The sequence below is a fragment of the Microbacterium ginsengisoli genome, assembly GCF_000956535.1.
In the GTDB taxonomy this organism is placed as follows: Bacteria; Actinomycetota; Actinomycetes; order Actinomycetales; family Microbacteriaceae; genus Microbacterium; species Microbacterium ginsengisoli.
The window spans coordinates 12,358-29,515 of sequence record NZ_JYIY01000080.1 but is presented as its reverse complement, the minus strand read 5'-3'; the positions used below and the strand labels follow the sequence as shown (position 1 = coordinate 29,515).

Annotated in this window: 21 protein-coding genes; 12 read left to right on the top strand and 9 right to left on the bottom strand. The window is 70.1% G+C overall.

What is annotated here, in order from left to right; all coding sequences use genetic code 11:
• Positions 1-122 precede the first annotated feature (122 nt).
• From RR49_RS13415 to RR49_RS13390, 5 genes are all read left to right on the top strand, one after another.
• Positions 123-545 (top strand): Asp23/Gls24 family envelope stress response protein, encoded by a 423-nt coding sequence (locus tag RR49_RS13415; RefSeq protein ID WP_045248608.1) that lies wholly within the window; start codon positions 123-125, stop codon positions 543-545.
• Complete coding sequence (locus RR49_RS13410; protein ID WP_045248607.1) at positions 542-730, top strand: membrane protein; 189 nt, start codon at positions 542-544, stop codon at positions 728-730. The genes RR49_RS13415 and RR49_RS13410 overlap by 4 nt, the downstream gene beginning before the upstream one ends.
• Positions 727-1,050 (top strand): hypothetical protein, encoded by a 324-nt coding sequence (locus RR49_RS13405; RefSeq protein ID WP_048808802.1) that lies wholly within the window; start codon positions 727-729, stop codon positions 1,048-1,050. The genes RR49_RS13410 and RR49_RS13405 overlap by 4 nt, the downstream gene beginning before the upstream one ends.
• A gap of 570 nt (positions 1,051-1,620) precedes the next feature.
• Positions 1,621-2,151, top strand: a complete 531-nt coding sequence (locus RR49_RS13395; RefSeq protein ID WP_045248605.1) for an Asp23/Gls24 family envelope stress response protein — start codon at positions 1,621-1,623, stop codon at positions 2,149-2,151.
• A 43-nt stretch (positions 2,152-2,194) separates the two neighbouring features.
• Positions 2,195-2,395, top strand: a complete 201-nt coding sequence (locus RR49_RS13390) for a CsbD family protein (protein ID WP_045248604.1) — start codon at positions 2,195-2,197, stop codon at positions 2,393-2,395.
• Between the two features lie 64 nt (positions 2,396-2,459).
• Here the strand turns inward: RR49_RS13390 and RR49_RS13385 are convergent, their stop codons facing one another.
• The 3 genes from RR49_RS13385 to galU all read right to left on the bottom strand — a co-directional run bounded on the left by RR49_RS13385 (position 2,460) and on the right by galU (position 5,003).
• Positions 2,460-3,389: a hypothetical protein gene (locus RR49_RS13385; RefSeq protein WP_045248603.1), complete on the bottom strand. Its 930-nt coding sequence runs from the start codon at positions 3,387-3,389 to the stop codon at positions 2,460-2,462.
• Positions 3,390-3,454: 65 nt separating this feature from the next.
• Positions 3,455-4,084 (bottom strand): GNAT family N-acetyltransferase, encoded by a 630-nt coding sequence (locus RR49_RS13380; protein WP_045248602.1) that lies wholly within the window; start codon positions 4,082-4,084, stop codon positions 3,455-3,457.
• A 31-nt stretch (positions 4,085-4,115) separates the two neighbouring features.
• Complete coding sequence (gene galU, locus RR49_RS13375; protein WP_045248601.1) at positions 4,116-5,003, bottom strand: UTP--glucose-1-phosphate uridylyltransferase GalU; 888 nt, start codon at positions 5,001-5,003, stop codon at positions 4,116-4,118.
• 39 nt (positions 5,004-5,042) lie between these two features.
• On the opposite strand from galU, the gene RR49_RS13370 reads away from it, so the two are divergent.
• Genes RR49_RS13370 through mscL form a run of 3 tightly spaced genes read left to right on the top strand, consistent with a single transcriptional unit; the run spans position 5,043 to position 6,392 of the window.
• The gene (locus tag RR49_RS13370; RefSeq protein ID WP_045248600.1) at positions 5,043-5,639 is read left to right on the top strand and encodes a 5-formyltetrahydrofolate cyclo-ligase; all 597 of its coding nucleotides are present in this window, start codon (positions 5,043-5,045) and stop codon (positions 5,637-5,639) included.
• A 15-nt stretch (positions 5,640-5,654) separates the two neighbouring features.
• Positions 5,655-5,930 (top strand): FmdB family zinc ribbon protein, encoded by a 276-nt coding sequence (locus tag RR49_RS13365; RefSeq protein WP_045248599.1) that lies wholly within the window; start codon positions 5,655-5,657, stop codon positions 5,928-5,930.
• A gap of 33 nt (positions 5,931-5,963) precedes the next feature.
• Positions 5,964-6,392, top strand: coding sequence for a large conductance mechanosensitive channel protein MscL (gene mscL / locus RR49_RS13360; protein WP_045248598.1), 429 nt, complete (start codon positions 5,964-5,966; stop codon positions 6,390-6,392).
• A gap of 16 nt (positions 6,393-6,408) precedes the next feature.
• Here the strand turns inward: mscL and RR49_RS13355 are convergent, their stop codons facing one another.
• Positions 6,409-6,597 (bottom strand): hypothetical protein, encoded by a 189-nt coding sequence (locus tag RR49_RS13355; protein WP_045248597.1) that lies wholly within the window; start codon positions 6,595-6,597, stop codon positions 6,409-6,411.
• Positions 6,598-6,601: 4 nt separating this feature from the next.
• Positions 6,602-10,360, bottom strand: a complete 3,759-nt coding sequence (locus RR49_RS13350; protein ID WP_416361449.1) for an AAA family ATPase — start codon at positions 10,358-10,360, stop codon at positions 6,602-6,604.
• A gap of 130 nt (positions 10,361-10,490) precedes the next feature.
• Between RR49_RS13350 and RR49_RS13345 the strand changes: the two genes are divergently transcribed.
• From RR49_RS13345 to RR49_RS13335, 3 genes are all read left to right on the top strand, one after another.
• Complete coding sequence (locus tag RR49_RS13345) at positions 10,491-11,009, top strand: methylated-DNA--[protein]-cysteine S-methyltransferase (RefSeq protein ID WP_045248596.1); 519 nt, start codon at positions 10,491-10,493, stop codon at positions 11,007-11,009.
• Between the two features lie 411 nt (positions 11,010-11,420).
• A complete protein-coding gene (locus RR49_RS13340; RefSeq protein WP_045248717.1) occupies positions 11,421-11,765 on the top strand; it encodes a histone-like nucleoid-structuring protein Lsr2 in 345 nt (114 codons plus the stop codon).
• A gap of 125 nt (positions 11,766-11,890) precedes the next feature.
• On the top strand, positions 11,891-13,120 hold the full coding sequence (locus RR49_RS13335) for an LCP family protein (protein ID WP_045248595.1): 1,230 nt from the start codon (positions 11,891-11,893) through the stop codon (positions 13,118-13,120).
• A 4-nt stretch (positions 13,121-13,124) separates the two neighbouring features.
• Here RR49_RS13335 and RR49_RS13330 read toward each other — a convergent pair whose 3' ends face one another.
• The 4 genes from RR49_RS13330 to RR49_RS13315 all read right to left on the bottom strand — a co-directional run bounded on the left by RR49_RS13330 (position 13,125) and on the right by RR49_RS13315 (position 16,482).
• A complete protein-coding gene (locus RR49_RS13330) occupies positions 13,125-13,886 on the bottom strand; it encodes a potassium channel family protein (protein ID WP_045248594.1) in 762 nt (253 codons plus the stop codon).
• Between the two features lie 38 nt (positions 13,887-13,924).
• Positions 13,925-14,383, bottom strand: coding sequence for a DUF6069 family protein (locus RR49_RS15185; protein ID WP_048808798.1), 459 nt, complete (start codon positions 14,381-14,383; stop codon positions 13,925-13,927).
• An 85-nt stretch (positions 14,384-14,468) separates the two neighbouring features.
• Positions 14,469-15,437, bottom strand: a complete 969-nt coding sequence (locus RR49_RS13320) for a hypothetical protein (RefSeq protein ID WP_045248593.1) — start codon at positions 15,435-15,437, stop codon at positions 14,469-14,471.
• Between the two features lie 52 nt (positions 15,438-15,489).
• Positions 15,490-16,482 (bottom strand): alpha/beta hydrolase, encoded by a 993-nt coding sequence (locus RR49_RS13315; protein ID WP_045248592.1) that lies wholly within the window; start codon positions 16,480-16,482, stop codon positions 15,490-15,492.
• Between the two features lie 118 nt (positions 16,483-16,600).
• On the opposite strand from RR49_RS13315, the gene RR49_RS13310 reads away from it, so the two are divergent.
• Positions 16,601-17,158 (top strand): TetR/AcrR family transcriptional regulator, encoded by a 558-nt coding sequence (locus RR49_RS13310; protein ID WP_045248591.1) that lies wholly within the window; start codon positions 16,601-16,603, stop codon positions 17,156-17,158.

Here is a 17,158-nt window from a genome sequence, read left to right as displayed (position 1 = left end):
TCGACTCGACGACGCCTTCAGCAGGTTCACAGGGTGAACTTCGTGACGAATCCTCCTCGACGCGCGTCTCACTCATGTCACCGCCGCATCACGCGGCAACCGAACTCGCAAAGGAGATCATCATGGCTCAGACAACCAATGACACCACCCCCCTCATCGGCGGCGCACCGACCGGCAAGACCGTCGTTGTCGACCCCGTCGTCGCGAAGATCGTGGGCGTGGCAACGCGCGCGGTGCCCGGCGTCCACGCGCTCGGCGGCGGCGCGGCCCGCGTGATCGGCTCGATCCGCGAAGCAGTCGGCGCGAAGGATCTCACCCAGGGTGTGAGTGTGGAGGTGGGCGAGACCGAGGTCGCCGCGGACATCTCGATCGTCGTCGACTACCCCGAGGAACTTCAGCGCGTCGCCGGAGCGGTGCGGGCTGCCGCGGCCGAGGCGATTCAGGACCTCGTCGGCATGAAGGTCGCCGAGGTCAACGTGACCATCGTCGACGTGCACATCCCGGGTGACGATGACACGGCAGAGCAGGAGGCTCGGGTCCAGTGAGCGCCGTCATCTTCGGAAGCGCGGCGGGTATCGTGCTCGCTGTCGTCGCGCTCGTCTTCGGCTTCTGGGGCTTCCTGCTCGTCGGGATGCTCGGGATTGCGGGCGGAGTGTGTGGCGCGGTCGCGGCCGGGCGGCTCGACCTTCGAGCCGCTCTCAACGCCGCGACAGGGCGTCGCGTCGGATGACCGCAGTCCAAGGGGTGCCCGGCAGCGTGACGATTACGCGACGGGCCTACGAGAAGGTCTTCGCCGCCATAACCGCCGATGCGCTCAAGGTGGCGCCGCGCCTCGCATCGGCGCATGTTTCTGACGCTGGAGGGATGCTGCGAGTCGCGGTTACCGCGACGGCGAGCGTATCGGCCTCGCAACCGCTACCCCGCCGCCTCGCCGCCCTCGATCGCGCGATACACGATCGGGGCGGACTGCTCACCGGCGCTCGCATTCAGTACGGCGGAGCCCGCATCGTGGACGTCGTCGTCGATACGGATCTTTCGAGAGTGAGGTGAACATATGGGAACCCGCAGTTCGTTTACGGAGCGCGCCGCGCGCCGTGAGCTTCGTCACTCGCGCAGTGTGGTCTCTACTGTCGTTGCGCTGTGCGGCGCAGTCGTGAGCTCGTGGATCGCAACGGAGCTGTTCCTCTCATGGGCGGGGCGTCCTGCCCTCGTCGTGAACCCGGAGCTGATCATTCAGCACCTCAGCGATCCGGGGCCCCGAACGGTGCTGGTCAGCGCCGTCGCGGGACTACTCGGACTCACAGCCATCGCACTCTCGATATCGGCGGCTCGCCGAGCGCGTCGACGTGTGGGAGCTGCGTGCAACACGATCACCATCGCGGACGACGCCGTGATCGCCGGTGCGCTATCCCGCGTCGCGGCGCTCGCGGCGCACGTGTCGCAGGCGCAGGTGAGAACGACGCTCTCGCGACGCACGGCACACGTCCGGGTGACGCCCTCGTCGGGATTTCCGGTGAGTACATCTGAGGTCGCCGCAGCGGTCAGCGCTGAACTAGCCCAGATCGGAACCCTTCGACGCGTCGGCGTTCGTGTCGAGCCCGCCCGTCAAGGAACACTCGCATGAGCACGTCCAGCCGACTTCTCAACCGGGCCGTCCTCTTCTTCGCCGGCGCGGCTCTGCTCGCCATCCCCGCAGCACTCTGGGCAGCTCATATCGGTCGGATCGATCCGTCCCTCGGGACTTCCTGGACGAAGGGTAACGCGGCCGCGGTGGGGTCCGCAGTCGCAGCTGTGATCGCTGTACTCGCCGTGCTATTCGCCCTGACCCGGGCAGGCCGTCACACGCGGGACGCCGCGCGGCGCGGATCCGACGTCGTGTCGACGAGGGCCGTCGAGAGTGTCGTACGCTCCGAGTTCGGCGAGGAGCCGGATGTGCTGTCCGCGGCGGTGCAGGCGCGCCGGCTCGGGGCCCGGACGGTCTGCCGGGTCGAGGTGCAGGTACGTCGACGCGCCCAACTCGCGGGTCTCACCGCAGACCTCTCTCGCGTGGAGGAGCGGGTTCACCTTCTGCTCGGCGATGACATCCAGCTGTACTTCCATCTCTCGGTCGGCGTGCGTGGCTCTCTCGCGCGCGCCCGGACCGTGCACTGACCTCGCCGCACCGGCGAGTACCCCCCGAAGAAAGGATGAGAACATGGGTCTCGGAGACGACATCAAGCACACCGCCGAAGACCTCGCCGGAAAGGCGAAGGAGGCCATCGGCAAGGCGACCGACAATGACAAGCTGGTCGCCGAGGGCAAGGCCGATCAGGTCGCAGCGTCAGCCAAGAAGGCCGGCAGCGACGTCAAGGACGCCGCGACGCAGGCGAAGGACGCCCTGACCGGCGACAAGTAAGCGGAGCACGGCGGCGCCGGGGCGACGACGAGAGTCTTGCCCCGGCGCCGCCTCGCGTGTCGTGTCAGCCGGCGCGGCGGGCGTCGAGCAGCGAGCGCACATGCGCCTCGATCTCGGCGTCGTCGACGTAGCCCATGCCGGCGTACTGCGACGGCGCGGGGGCCTCCACACGAGCGACGCGCGCCACGTCGATCGAGGGCGGAGCGGCCTGTGCCGCGCGCTGACGCTTCGCCTCGTCCACCGCGGCGCGGCGCAGGGCCGCGCGCGCCTCCTCGGCGGCGACGACGACCGCAGCCTGCGATCCGGCCGAGGCGGTGAGGGGTTTGGGCAGTGTGCGGGGCTCCCAGGTCGCGGATGCCGCGGCATCCGTCACCGGCACCGGCACCCTCTCGCTCACGACAGGTGCCGACACGACGGGTGCGGCCTCGACGCGGCGCGACCGGGTCGCGAGCATCGCGATGCGCTGCAGCACGAGCAGAGACACGGCGAAGACACCTGCTGCCGCCCAGAGGTAGATCTGCGTGCCCGCGGTCAGCAGCTGCCAGACGCCGACGCCGGCGAGCGCGAGCGCGGCGAGCACGAACGTGGAGGCGACCACGCGCGCACGACGGCGTCGCGCGGCCGGCCGCATGCGGGCGGCGAGTCGGTCGGCGCGGGCGCGCTCGGCGGCGTCCTCGCGCTCGGCCTTCACGAGGGCGCGCGTCTCGTCCAGCTCGCGCTGGGCGCGCACCGCCTCGAGCTCCTGCTGCTCGGCGATCGTCTTGCGGGCGAGGCGCTGCTGCGCGTGGCTCGCGCGAGCGCCGAGCTCGATGCGCACCTCGTCAGGGGTGTCGCTCGTCTCCGCCAGGATGCGCAGCGCCTGACCCAAGCGCACGGCATTGCGCTCGGCGGCGTTGTATCGGTGCGTGGAGTGCCAGGAGGGCACGAAGTACAGCAGCCACAGGGCAGCCGCGACGAGCACGATCACTCCGCCACCCAGCCACTGCCCGTCCATGGCACCACGGTAAGGGAGAGTGCTGCCGCTCCCCCGTCACGCGCGCGCGTGTCGAGCCGGAGCAGTCAGGGCTCGAGGCGGTCCTGCGGAGGGATGTCGGCGGCATCCTGCGGGGCACGACCCGCCACCCACCGGCCGAGCACTCCCTCGGGGACGTCCTCACGGACGAGCGCGAACGCGTAGTGGTCGCGCCAGTCGCCGTTGATGTGGATGTAGCGGCGGCGCAGCCCCTCGTAGCGGAACCCGAGCTTCTCGACCACCCGAAGGCTCGCGTGGTTCTCGGGCCTGATGCAGATCTCCATGCGGTGCAGTCGCAGCTCGGTGAAGCAGATGTCGGTGGCCATCGCGACCGCGGTCGGGGTGATGTCGTGCCCGGCGAACTGCTCGCCGATCCAGTAGCCGATCGTCGCCGAGGCCAACGATCCCCGCGCGACGCCCCACACGTTCAGCTGGCCGACGACCTCGCCGTCGTACTCCATCACGAACGGCACGCCCTGGCCGTCGCGGTACTGCTGCAGCAGCCGGCGCACGCCGACCCGCATGTCCAGCGACACGATGCCGTCGGGGCTCGTCGCCTCCCACGGGCGCAGCCACGACCGATTGCCGAGCAGGAGGTCCTGCAGGACGCGCGCATCGCGCTGGCGAACCAGCCGGAGCCCGATGGCTCCGTGCTCCCGCGGAATGTTCAGGTCCACGCCGGCGACCCGATCGTCTCGTGCGCGGCCGTCACAGGGTCGCGGCGAAGTCCTTGACCCAGGAGCGCAGCGACGGGCCCAGGTCGTCGCGGTCGCTCGCGAGCTGCACGATCGCCTTGATGTAGTCGAGCCGGTCGCCGGTGTCGTAGCGGCGTCCCCGGAAGATGACGCCGTAGACGCCCTGCGCGGGGTTGGCGGCGAGCTCTTCGAGTGCGTCGGTGAGCTGGATCTCATTACCCTTGCCGGGCGCCGTGCGCTCGAGGATCTCGAACACGTCGGGGCTCAGCACGTAGCGCCCGATGACCGCCAGGTTGGAGGGGGCATCCTCCTTCTTCGGCTTCTCGACGAGGCCGGTGACCTTCACGACTCCGGCGTCCTCCGTCGGCTCGACCGAGGCCGCGCCGTAGAGGTGGATGCTGTCGGGGTCGACCTCCATGAGCGCGATCACCGTCGCGCCGCGCTTGTCGTACTCGCTCAGCATCGTGGTGAGCAGCGGGTCGCGCTCGTCGATGAGGTCGTCGCCCAGCAGCACCGCGAACGGGTGGTCGTCGACGTGCGCCTTGGCGCACAGCACCGCGTGGCCGAGGCCCTTCGGCTCGCCCTGGCGCACGAGGTGGATGTTCGCGAGGTCGCTGGAGTGCTCCACCTTCGCGAGCTTGTCGAGGTCGCCCTTCTCGCGCAGCTTCTGCTCGAGCTCGGGCACCGAGTCGAAGTGGTTCTCGATGTTCGTCTTGTTGCGCCCCATGATGATGAGCACGTCGTCGATGCCCGCACCGGCCGCTTCCTCGACCACGTATTGGATGGCCGGCTTGTCGACCACCGGCAGCATCTCCTTCGGCATGGCCTTCGTCGCCGGAAGGAAGCGAGTGCCCAGACCCGCAGCGGGGATGACAGCCTTGAACGGCTTGTGCGCAGACATGGGCCGATCCTATCGGCCACCCTGCCTACAATCGTGACCATGACCGACCCCGTCGATACGCAGAAAAGGGCCCTGCGCGCGGAGCTGCGCGAGCGCCGCGCCCAGCTGCCGCAAGCGGCTCGGGATGCCGCGGCCCAGGGGGTCTCAGACCAGCTCGACTCCCTCGTGGCGTCGGTCGGCGCCCACAGCGTGTCGTGCTTCATCTCCACCCCGACCGAGCCGGGAACCCGCGACTTCCTGACCGCGGCGGTACGGCGCGGCATCCGGGTGCTGCTTCCCGTGACCCGCGTCGACGGACTGCTCGACTGGGCGGTCGCCACCGACGACGAGAACGTCGCCGAGGGTCTGTTCGGGCTGCCGGAGCCGACCGGCGAGCTGCTCGGCCCGATCGCGGTCAACGACGTCGACCTCATGATCGTGCCGGCTGCCGCCGTCGACGGCACCGGGATGCGACTCGGCTGGGGTCGTGGCTACTTCGACAAGACGATCGGCTCGATGGAGAAGTGCCCGCCGGTGTACGCGGTCGTCTTCGACAGCGAGATCCTCGACGAGGTGCCGCGCGACCGGCACGACGAACCCGTCGACGGCGTCGTCACCCCCACCCGCACCATCACGTTCGCGGCCGCGCGCCGCTGAGGAAGGCCTCACTCCATGCCCACCTACGCCTATGCCTGCACGCAGTGCGGTCACCGCTTCGACGCCGTGCAGTCGTTCTCCGACGCCTCTCTCACCGAGTGCCCCGAGTGCGGCGGGCTGCTGCGCAAGGACTACCGGTCGATCGGCGTCGCTTTCAAGGGCAGCGGCTTTTACCGCACCGATTCGCGCTCGGGATCGAGCGCGAGCGGCGCGGAGAGTGGCGGGTCGGGCAGCGCTTCGCCATCATCGGACTCGAAGACGTCGTCTTCGGCCGCTCCCGCGGCCTCTTAGTCGCCTCCCCCGGGGCAAGTGAGGAGATCACGCGTGATCAAGGGCTTCAGAGACTTCATCCTTCGCGGCAACGTCATCGAACTGGCCGTCGCGGTCGTCATCGGTACTGCGTTCACCGCCATCGTCAATGTGATCGTCGCCTCGGTCATCAACCCCCTGATCGGGCTCCTCTTCAAGGCCGACAGCCTGAACGACGCGCTGGCGGTTCCCGTGCCGACCCTCGGCGGCGGCGAGGTCACCTTCGCCTTCGGCGCGGTGATCGGCGCGATCATCAACTTCCTGGCCGTGGCTGTCGTCGTCTACTTCGTCTTCGTCTTCCCGATGAACTCGTTCAAGGAGCGCGCCGACGCACGCCGCAAGATCGGTGCGGAGCCCGAGGCCGAAGAGGCGCCGCTGCCCACCGAGACCGAGCTGCTGGTGCAGATCCGCGACTTGCTCGAGAAGCAGCAGTCGAAGGCCTGAGCACCCGACCGTCGCCTCAGTAGTGCGGCGGCACCTCACGCCGCATCCGCTCGTCGTTCGGACCGTCGTCCGACCGGGCGGGTGCGGCGTCGTCGTTCGCGGATGCCGCGGGCTCGCCGCTCGTGCCCGGCGCCGCCGTCAGTCGCGCGCGCCGCGCGCCGCGCACCCGCACGACGCGCTGGCGCTCGTCGTCCGCCCCGCTCACCGGCTCACCCGAGGTCGTCGAGCGGCGCGGTGCGTGCCTCTTCGATGACGGGTGCTTCGCCGGTGCCCGGCGCAATGCCGAGCATCGCCGCGATACGGGTCGCGACACCCGCGGGGTCGCTGTAGAGGTCGAACGCATGCACACGGGCGTAGTGCCAACCCAGGCGACGCAGGATCTGCGGGCGCAGCCGCAGCGACTCGCGCAGCGAGTCCCCCTGGGTCTCGGGGTCGCTCTCGACGACCACGGCCTTGCCCTCGTGGTGGGCGACGAGGGTGAGCAGCCCGCGGTAGTGCACGTCGACCGCGAGGCCGCGGGCGCGCAGCTCACGAGCGAGCACCTTCGTCAGCGGGTCGGCGAGATCCTCCAACACGGCGTGACGGGTGCGGTCGGCGATACCGCCGAGGATCGACATGAGCGTCGCCGCACCGTGCGCGAGCCGCCCTTCGTCGAAGGCGGTGGGCCGGATGCACGAGACGATCACCATCGAGCGGCGGGCACGGGTCATCCCGACCGTCAGGAGGCGTTCGCCGTCGGGGGTCGACAGGTCGCCGAAGTCGCTGAGCACGCGGCCGTGGCGGGTGAGTCCGAAGCCGAGCGAGAAGACCACGCGGTCGCGGCTCTCGGCGACGGACTCCTCGAGGGTGAGCACCGCGAACGGCTCGGCCGTGTCGCGGGAGAGGAAGTCGGCGACATCCGAGCGACCGGCGAACGCGGCCTCGACCGCCGCGCGCACGCGCTCGGCATGGCGCTTGGAGGCCGTGATGACCATGAGCGACTCGGTGCCGCGGTTGATCGCGTGCTCGGTGACGAGGGTCACGACGCGGGCGACCTCGACCTCGGGACTCTCGACGGCACCCGAGATGGGATCGGGTGTGCCGACGCCGCCCTCGACGTAGTCCACGCTGAGGCTGCCGCGTCCGAGATAGGAGCCGGCCCACGGCAGCGACGAGATCTCGCCGCCGTAGAACGCGTCGTTGACGAGGCTCGCGAGGTCCTCGCCGCCGGCGCGGTAGCTGCGGGTGAGCGTCTCGACGTCGACGAGTCCCTCGGCCCGGTCGAACAGCGACGTCTCGTCGAAGGGCTCGTCGAACTCATCCGCCTCGACCGCGGCCGCCGACCCGACCGTGAACGGCGTGGGCTTCTGCGTGACGGGGTCGCCCACCAGCACCAGCTGACGGCCGCGGCGGATGGCGGGGGCAGCCTCGGCGAGGCAGAGGGCCGCGGCATCCGCCACGATCACGACGTCGACGTCGGGAACGTCGCGCAGCAGCGGCACGTCGTACGGGGTCGCCAGCCACACCGGTGCGAGCGTGCGCATCAGGCTCGGGGCGGTGCGGGCCAGCGCGCCCGCGCTGTTCACGCCGTCGCGCAGCGCCTGCTTGAGCGCGACCGCCTCGTCGTGCTCGTCGACGAGCGAGATGCGCCACTGAGTCGCCAGCTGCGCCGCCAGGAGCGGGCCGGATGCCGCGGCGTGCGCCTCGTCGACCAACCGGAAGTCGCGCTCGAGACGATCGACGACCGACGTGTTCGCGCCGAGCAGCGCCCGGTCGGTGCGCAGCAGGTGCTCGAGCGCCGACTGCCACCAGGCGAACTCGAGCTCGGCGCCCACCTGGCCCTCGGGAACGTGACGCACCGAGAGGTCGGTCATCAGCGGCTCGAGTCCGCCGCGCGCGAGATCGGTGCGGATGCCGGCTCGCTCGACCAGGTTGTCGAAGTACGCCGACTCGGCCGCGAGCCCTGCCAGGGTGCGCAGCAGCTGCGGCAGCGGAAGGGCGGCGAGGCGGTGGGCCTCGTCGCGCTGCAGGATGCGGTCGAGGTCGCCGAGCTCGGCGTCGACGTGCTGCCACGCGACGTGCACGTCGGCGAGCCCGACCGGGACCTCGGGGATGACGCCCGCCTCGGTGAGCCGCGCCCACTCGGTGCGCTGCTGCTGGATGCGCAGCAGCGCCTCGTACATGTCGGTGACGTGCGCGCCCGGTCGCACGTACTCGCGCGACAGCTTCTTCAGGCGGCGACGGTTCGCGCTCGACATCCCGACGTCGCGACGGGGCGAGTGGGCCGCGATGAGCTCGACGAGCGGCCGGTCGAACACGGTCGGCGTGAAGCGCTCGAGCGACTGGCGGATGCCCTGCAGCAGACGCAGGAACTCACCCAGCTCGTCGATCGTGCGGAAGGGACGCATCCGCGTCTGCGCGATGAGTTCGTAGCCGCGCTCGAGCAGGCTCGGCACGGCCTGACGGCTGAGCTTGCCCGCCAGGGCGTGCGCGTCGCGCGCGGCATCCGTGGTCGAGAACGTCACGCCGTACCACGGTGAGTCGTCGGGGCCGAAGCGGAACTCGCCGAGACGCGCGACGGCGCGCAGCTTCTCGGCCGCCGCCTGGCGCTTGTCGCGGAGGCGCTCGAGGGTGGCCACATCGAAGCGGGCCGACGTCGACGGGGCAGGCGAGAGCTGCGCGAGGCGGGTGAGCTCCCGCACGATGTCGAGGGCGGTGACCCCCAGTGACGGATGGTCGACGGTGAGGGCGCCGCGGTAGTCGCGCAGCACGGTGCGCAGTCGCAGCAGCGCGTCGTCGATGTCGGCCACCTGCGGCGCGGTCGACTTCTCGTTGCGTCCGATCGCGCGGATGAGGTCGCGCCGCACGTGGCGCGGAGAGATGGCGAGTGCGTCGAGACCGATGCCGGCGAGGCGATGGCGGATGCCGTCGAGCGTCGAACGGCGGGCGCTCACGACCAGCACCCGCTTGCCCTGGCGCACGAGCACGCCGAGGGCGTTGATGACGGTCTGGGTGCCGCCGGTGCCCGGCAGGGTGTGCACCGCGAGCGAGTGCCCCGCGCCGATGCGGGCGAGCACGCGCTCCTGCTCCGCGTCGGCGTCGAGCAGCAGCAGGTCGGCGGACGGCGCGCGCTCGTCGGGGCCGACCTGCGCGGGAAGCTCCCGTGGAACGCGCAGACGGTCACGCGAGACGGGCTCGCCGAGCAGGGCGTCGAGGGCGAGATGACCTGTCTCGGGGATGTCGCGGGCCAGCGCCGAGCCGACGTCGGCGAAGTTGGAGACCACCAGGCGCGGCTTCACCGTGTACGACGGGATGTGCGCGGTGAGCGCCCGCAGGTGGTCGATGACCGGCTGCGGCTTGAAGACGCCGTCCTCGATGGCGAGGGCGGCCAGCGCGGCACCGTCGAGCCGGATGCCGAAGTGGGTGCCGAGGGCGGCGACCAGCTCGGGGTTGACCACGAAAGATCCGTGGAGCTTCAGCTCGAAGTCGGCCTGGTTGCGGCGGATCGCGACCGGGCGCAGCAGGACGGGTGCGATGCAGACCAGCCCGCCGATGCGCCACGACGCCATGCCGACGGCGAGGAAGACGCTGTCGAGGCCGCGCGCGGTGCGCAGTTCGACGTGCTTGGTGGTGACCCGCGCGCCGGCGATGCGCGCCGTGCGGCCTGCGACCTCGTCGCGGAACAGATTCGACAGGAGCGTCGCCCGACCGGTCAGGAACTGCGGGAGGCTCCCGGGGTGGGCCTTGGTGATGTCGATACCGCTCTCGGCGGTGTCGTCGTAGTGCAGCAGGGTCGACCGCCCGCCCACGAGCGTCGCCTGCGCGCGCAGCCGCGCGCGAGCCTCGTCGAGGGAGAACACATCGGATGCCGCGGCCACCGCCTCCGGCTGTTCCTCACCGCGCGCCGCGATGCTCTCGCTCGCCGTCGCCGTTCTGTCGCCTCGCCACACACGGTCACCATACGGGCGCAAATCCGCGGTTCCCGGCATTCCCGGCGGGTTTCGCGGGATTGGCGACACGCCGCACGGCGCCTCCTCCCCCGCGCGCCGACGAGCGGCAGCTCCCTCAGACCGAGCGGTCGGATGCCACTCCCCTGTCGCCGCTCGTCATGATGGAGCCATGACCGACCCGACCTTCTCGACCCACCCGACACCCGTCGGCGAAGTGCTCATGGTGCACACGTCTGAAGGGCTCGTCGCCCTTGAGGTGCTGCACCGACCGCTCGATGTCGCGATCGCCGAGATCTCGCTCGCGCTTCACGCCGAACCGGTGCACGACGAGCGACCCGCCACCGAGCTCACCGCATGGCTCGACGGATACTTCGACGGCGGAAGCGACCCGTGTCGGCTCGCGCTCGACTGGCGCCTCACCGACGGCTTCACCCGCGAGGCCCTGCAGGCCGTCGGTGACATCCCCTACGGCGAGACGGCGAGTTACGGCGAGGTCGCCGTGATGGCCGGTCGCCCGCGCGCTCACCGCGCGGTGGGAACCGCGTGCCGGCTCAGTCCGTTCTCGATCGTCGTGCCCGTGCACCGCGTCGTGCGCGCCGACGGCTCGATCGGCGATTACGGCGGACATCCCGAGATCAAGCAGCAGCTCATCGATCTCGAACGCTCCCGGGCCGGCGCGTCCGTGTAGGCCGGCCGCCGCCCGGGCTCTTCTTCGACATCGTCGCCATCTACGTCGACGTCGACGACAACGCACAGACCGCCGTGGACTCTTTTCACCCCGCGCGCGATTCTGTGGCGCTTCCGCGACAAGGGTCGAATTCACGCATTCGGCACGGCACATGCATTTCGGTCCTTCCGTCAAGCGACGTGCGCGTGCGGCATCCGCCATTCCTCCGGAATATCCGCGTCGTCGAATGGGGGAACATCGCGGCCGGCGCATTCACTCAGCGGCCGAAACTCGCGGTATTCCGAGGGCTACGGACGGCAGCGCCGCACCGTCGACGGTGATCACGCGGGCGGTCGTGTCGGGATCGATGGATTTTCTGACAATTCGGGCGCGTCGCCGAATAACACGAGAAGAGAACGTACTGTTATGAGCATGGCTCGCAGAATTGTGCATCAACTCGTCGACGATATCGACGGAACCGTCCTTGAAGTCGGCGAGGGAGAGACCGTGAATTTCTCTCTCGACGGTCGCGCATACGAACTCGACCTCTCCGACGCGAACGCCGCGGCATTCCGCGACATCCTCGCCCCGTACGTGAGCGCCGGCCGATCGACATCGACGTCGTCGGCATCCGCGGGCGCCCGCAAGCGGAAGTCGGCGGGAGCGCAGCGCGACTACACCGCGATCCGCGCGTGGGCCGCCGCGAACGGCTTCACCGTCTCCGAGCGCGGGCGCGTTCCCGCTCAGGTTCTCGACGCGTACGACGCCGCACACTGACTCCACCCCACGAACGCCGGGCCGCACGAGGTGCGACCCGGCGTTCGGCGTTCGCGCCGCGGCATCCAGGTTCCCGACAGCACATTCACATGCGGTAGATAAGCGCACGCCGTCACGATGAGGCGGTGTCACGCCGTTCGAAGCCCGTCTCCCGCCGAGTGATCATCCGCCGCCGGATCATCTTCAGCGCCCTCGCCGTCGTCACGATCGCCGTGATCGTCGCCGCGGTCGGCATCGTGATGACCCTCGCCGACCTGAACGGCATCCACCGATCGGACATCTCGATGCCCGACGGCGGCGTCGCGCAGAACACCGGCGAGGTCAACATCCTCGTGATGGGCCTCGACAGCCGCGTCGATGAGGATGGCAACCCCTACCCGCAGGACATCTACAACGCCATCCACGCGGAGGACGAGAGCGTCGGCGGCTACAACACCAACGTGCTGATGTACATCCACATCCCCGCCGGAGGCGGCCCCGCGGTCGGTGTATCGATCCCCCGCGACGACTACGTGGCCTACGCGAACAAGCCCGCCGGCGTCACGCACGGCAAGATCAAGGAGGACTACGGCCGCACACTGGATGCCTCGTACAACGCGTTGCTCGCGAAGGGCACGCCGAAGGCGACCGCCTACCAGCAGGCGCGCGACGACGCCCGCGAAGCAGAGATCCAGACCGTCTCGCAGTTCCTCGGCGGGGTGCGCATCGACCACTTCGTCGAGGTGACGATGGCGGCGTTCTATCGCGTCGCCCAGGCCGTTCAGCCGATCACCGTCTGCCTCAACCATGCGACCGCCGACTACTACTCGGGCGCGAACTTCCCCGCCGGCGTGCAGCAGCTGGATGCCTCGCAGGCGATGGCCTTCGTGCGCCAGCGCCGCGATACGCAGTACAAGAACGTCTTCCTCACCGACCTCGACCGCACACGTCGCCAGCAGGCGTTCATGGTCTCGCTCGCGCTGAAGCTCAAGCAGACGCAGACCTTCACGAACCTCGGCACGTTGCAGACGCTCATCGACACCGCGAAGCAGTACGTCGCACTCGATTCCGGATTCGACCTGCTGAGCCTCGCGAGCGACGCGCAGCGGCTGGCCGGAGGCAACATCACGTTCCAGACCCTCCCGATCGAGAAGTTCGGCACCATCGACGGTCAGAGCGTCAACATCGTCGACCAGACGAAGATCGCCGCCATCGTGCAGAACCTCATCAACCCGCCCACCGCCACAGCGACCCCCGCGCCCACGGCGACGTCGAGCTCGACCGCATCCGCCGCGCCCACTCCGGCGCCGACCTCGCAGACTTACACGAACTCGCAGCAGCCCATGGAATCCGGCGTGCTCCCCTGCGTGAACTGACCGCTCATGCCGGCGGGTCGACGACCCGCGCGGCGGCGGCGGACGGCGGCGCGGCCGAGGCATCCGCCTGTCGCTCGGCGCGGAGCGCCGCGATCTCGTCCCGCAGCTGCGCGACGAGCTCTGCCGGCACGGGAGGTGCGGGAGAGGACGCCGCCACGCGTTCGATGATCCACGAGGCGATGGTCGCGGTCACGACGCCGATGAGCGCGATGCCGCCCACCATCAGCGCGATCGCCACGATGCGACCGGTGGTCGTCACCGGGTAGTAGTCGCCGTAGCCGACCGACGTGATCGTCGTGCACGCCCACCAGATCGCGTCGCCGAACGTGACGATCGGCCCGTGGCTTCCGCGTTCGACGTCGTACACGGCGAGCGCGCTCACGAACACCGTCAGCGCCGTGGTGCCCGCCGCGTACACGATCACGCGCCCCCGCAGGATCGACACCGTGCCCCGTTGGATCAGCGCGAATACCATGAGGTACCGGATGACCTCCAGCGTGCCGAACATCGGCAGCACGACGACCGCGAGATCGAGCAGATGTCGCACGAACCACCGGCGTCGCTGCTCGGCGAGCACCAGTCGCACGACGTAGTCGACGAAGAAGAACAGCCACGTCGCCACCAGCAACGCGGTGACACCGATCGCGACTCCGCCCGTCGGGCGGGCGAGCACATTGATGGCGTACAGCAGCAGGAAGAGGCTCCCGCCCGCCGTGAGCGGCCACTCCGTCAGTCGCCGCCAGCGTTCATACCGTTCCCCGTACATGCGGCGATTATCGCGCGCCTGCGGATGACCTCGCGTCGTCAGGCGCGGCGGCGCTGCGGCGCGATGAAGACCATCGCCGGGTAGGTGACCGCCGCGACGGCCACGTGCATGACGATCAGCACGAACACCGCCTGGCCGTCCTGACCCTTCCACCAGATCCAGAGATCGGGGGCGAAGGAGACGACGGTCACGATGATCGCGAGCCAGAGATAGAGCCGCGCGGCGCGGGTGGAGAAGAGGGTCACGATCGGCCAGCCGATGCCGGCCCCGATCACGCCGATCGTCGTGAGCTTGGCGTAGTCCGCGAAGGCGTAGTGCTCATAGCCGACGGTGCGCGGGAACACGATCGGCCCGAGCGCGGCGAGCACGGCGCATGCGGCGATCGAGCCGACCACGGCGACGACGATCGCGATCACCGTGCGCACCGCCGACGGCTGAGCACGCCCCATCGGGAGGTCGAGTCCGAACGGTGCCGTACGCGTCGATCCTGCGCTCATGACAGGTCCCTTCCGTCGCGCCCCGTGCGCGTCCTCGGCGAACGGTAGCGGCGCGGTTCCCAGATGAGACTGAGGATGTCGCGCCTCACTCCGGGGCGGAACCCTCCGCAGTGCCGGGCTCCGGCCCGGCCTCGATCGTGAGTCTGCTCGCCACGTCGCTGCGCGGGATGTGCGCGGCGAGTGCCAGTCGCTGAACGAGGATGTCGCGCACGGCGTCGGGCGGAAGCGTCGAGCGGAATACGACGTGGCCGCTCCGGTGCGGGGTGGCTGCGGCATCCAGGTCCCTCACGGCTCCGAGCAGTTCGGCTCCTCCGAGGGGAGGCTCATCGGGCGACCCGGGAGCGGCGACGCGCACGGTCCACGCGGTCGCCGTTGCGTCACCGGCGAGCCGCGCCGCCGGCCGCGCGACCCGCGAGGAGGGGTTCGTGCGCGCGAAGCGCACGCATCCGATGCCCGTTCCGATGACCGCGGCCACACCCGCGAGGCTGGTGAGGTTCGTCGACAGGTCGCTCGAGATCGGGGCCGCGCCGGTGACGGCGACGATCCCGAGCACCACGCGCACGAGCGAGTACAGGGCGTACCCCGCGAATGTGGCGAAGAGCGTCGTCGCGCCGGGCCGGCCGCGCATCTCGCGTCGCCGCACGGCGATCGCCACCCCGGCCGTGATCACGACGAGCGCAATCGTCTTGACCAGCACCGAGGTGGCGACCGGCGCCGTGGCCGACGTCATCCACACCGTGAGAAGCAACGCCACCGAGACGGCGGCACGCGCGGTGCGCACCGCTCTCGGTGCCGGCAGCGCGAACCAGATCAGCGCCGGAGCGGTGACCATGGCCACGTCTCCGATGATCAGTGTCGTGAGAGCCGGAGTGGCCGCGTAGAGCAGATAGAGCAGCGTCGACGCGACGGCGGCGACGCCGGCTGCGCCGGCCGCCCGGATGAGCCGCTGCGCATCCGCTGCGGCTCCCGCGGCGCGGGTCGAGGAGGTTCCGACGATCGCGAAGACCACGGCGCTGACGACGAAGAGAACGGCGATGAGCACGACCGTGTCCATGCGTCCCCCTTCGATCCCCCCGCCCGGAAACCTCCGTTGGTCACCGCCGACTCTACTGCGATCCGTCGGAACCTCCCCGCGTTACGCCAGAGAATGCCTGACGCAGGAACCAGACCGCCTGGGCGACCGCGGCTGTCGCGGCCTGCGTGGCGTGCAGGGAGTTCACCATGACGAAGTCGTGCACGATGCCCTGGTAGCGCACGGCGGTCGTGGGAACGCCCGCCTGACGGAGCTTCGCCGCGTAGGCCTCGCCCTCGTCGCGCAGCACATCGGCCTCTGCCGTGATGACGAGCGCCTGCGGAAGGCCGGCGAGGTCTGACAGCTCGGCGCGCAGCGGCGACGCGGTGATCTGGGCGCGGTCGCTCTCGCTCGTCGTGTACTGGTCCCAGAACCAGCGCATGCCTTCGCGGGCGAGGAAGTATCCCTCGGCGAAGGTCTCGTACGACGGCGTGTCGAACGCGGCGTCGGTGACAGGGTAGAAGAGCACCTGCGCGACCGGCGAGACGCCGCCGCGCTGCTTGGCGAGGAGGGTGAGCGCGGCGGTCATGTTGCCGCCGACCGAGTCGCCGGCGACGGCGAGCTTGGCGGCATCAAGGTCATGGGATGCCCCGTCGGAGACGATCCACTGCGCGGCCGCCCAGACCTGCTCGATGGCGTGCGGGTAGCCCACCTCGGGCGAACGGTCGTACTCGGGGAACACGACGGCCGCACGGGCACCGACGGCGAGGTCGCGCACGAGACGGTCGTGGGTGTGCGCGTCGCCGAAGACCCAGCCCGCGCCGTGCGTGTAGAGCACGACCGGCAGCACACCGGTGGCGCCGGCGGGGCGAACGATGCGAACCTTCACGGAACCCGAGGGTCCGCCGGCGATCTCGACCCATTCCTCGTCGATCTCGGGCTTCTCGATGGGCTCGTCCTGCACGCCGTCCACGGCGGCGCGACCGTCGGCGGGGGCGAGCTGGTAGAGGAACGGGGGCTCGCTGGTGGCGTCGACGAACGCCTGCGCGGCGGGCTCGAGGGCGAGCTTGTGGGGGTTTCCAGCCATGATCCGATGTCTCCTTCGTGGGGCGCGTCTCGGGGTCGAGAGAGTGAGAACGCGCGTTCTCATCGCGTGATCCCCACTGTAGAGAACGCTCGTTCTCACTGTCAAGTAGACTGCCCTCATGAGCGATGAGGTTCGGGGGCACATCGTCGACGCCGCGGACGGCCTCTTCTACACGCGCGGCATCGGCCAGGTCGGCATGGACGCCGTGCGCGACGCCGCCGGTGTCTCGCTGCGGGCCCTCTACAAGGAGTTCGCATCGAAGGACGACCTGATCCTCGCCGTGCTCGACAAGCGCCACGGCATGTGGACCGACGGCGTCACCGGCGCGGTCGACGCGATCAGCGACCCGCGCGAGCGGCTGCTCGCGGTCTACGACTACCTCGCCGGCTGGTTCGACGAGGCCGACTTCCGCGGCTGCGGGTTCATCAACGCGTTCGCCGAGCTCGGTGCCGCCAACCCGGCCGTCGCCCGCACCGTGCGCGAGCACAAGATCGACTTCCAGCGGTACGTCGCCGAGCTCGTCGCCGACGCCGGCGGCCCGGCGAGTCTCGCTCCGCAGCTCGCGATCCTCGCCGAGGGCGCCCAGACCACCGCCGCCATCGCCGGAACGACGGATGCCGCGGCGCAGGCCCGCGCCGCGGCGGCAACCCTCATCGACGCCGCCCTGGCCGACTGA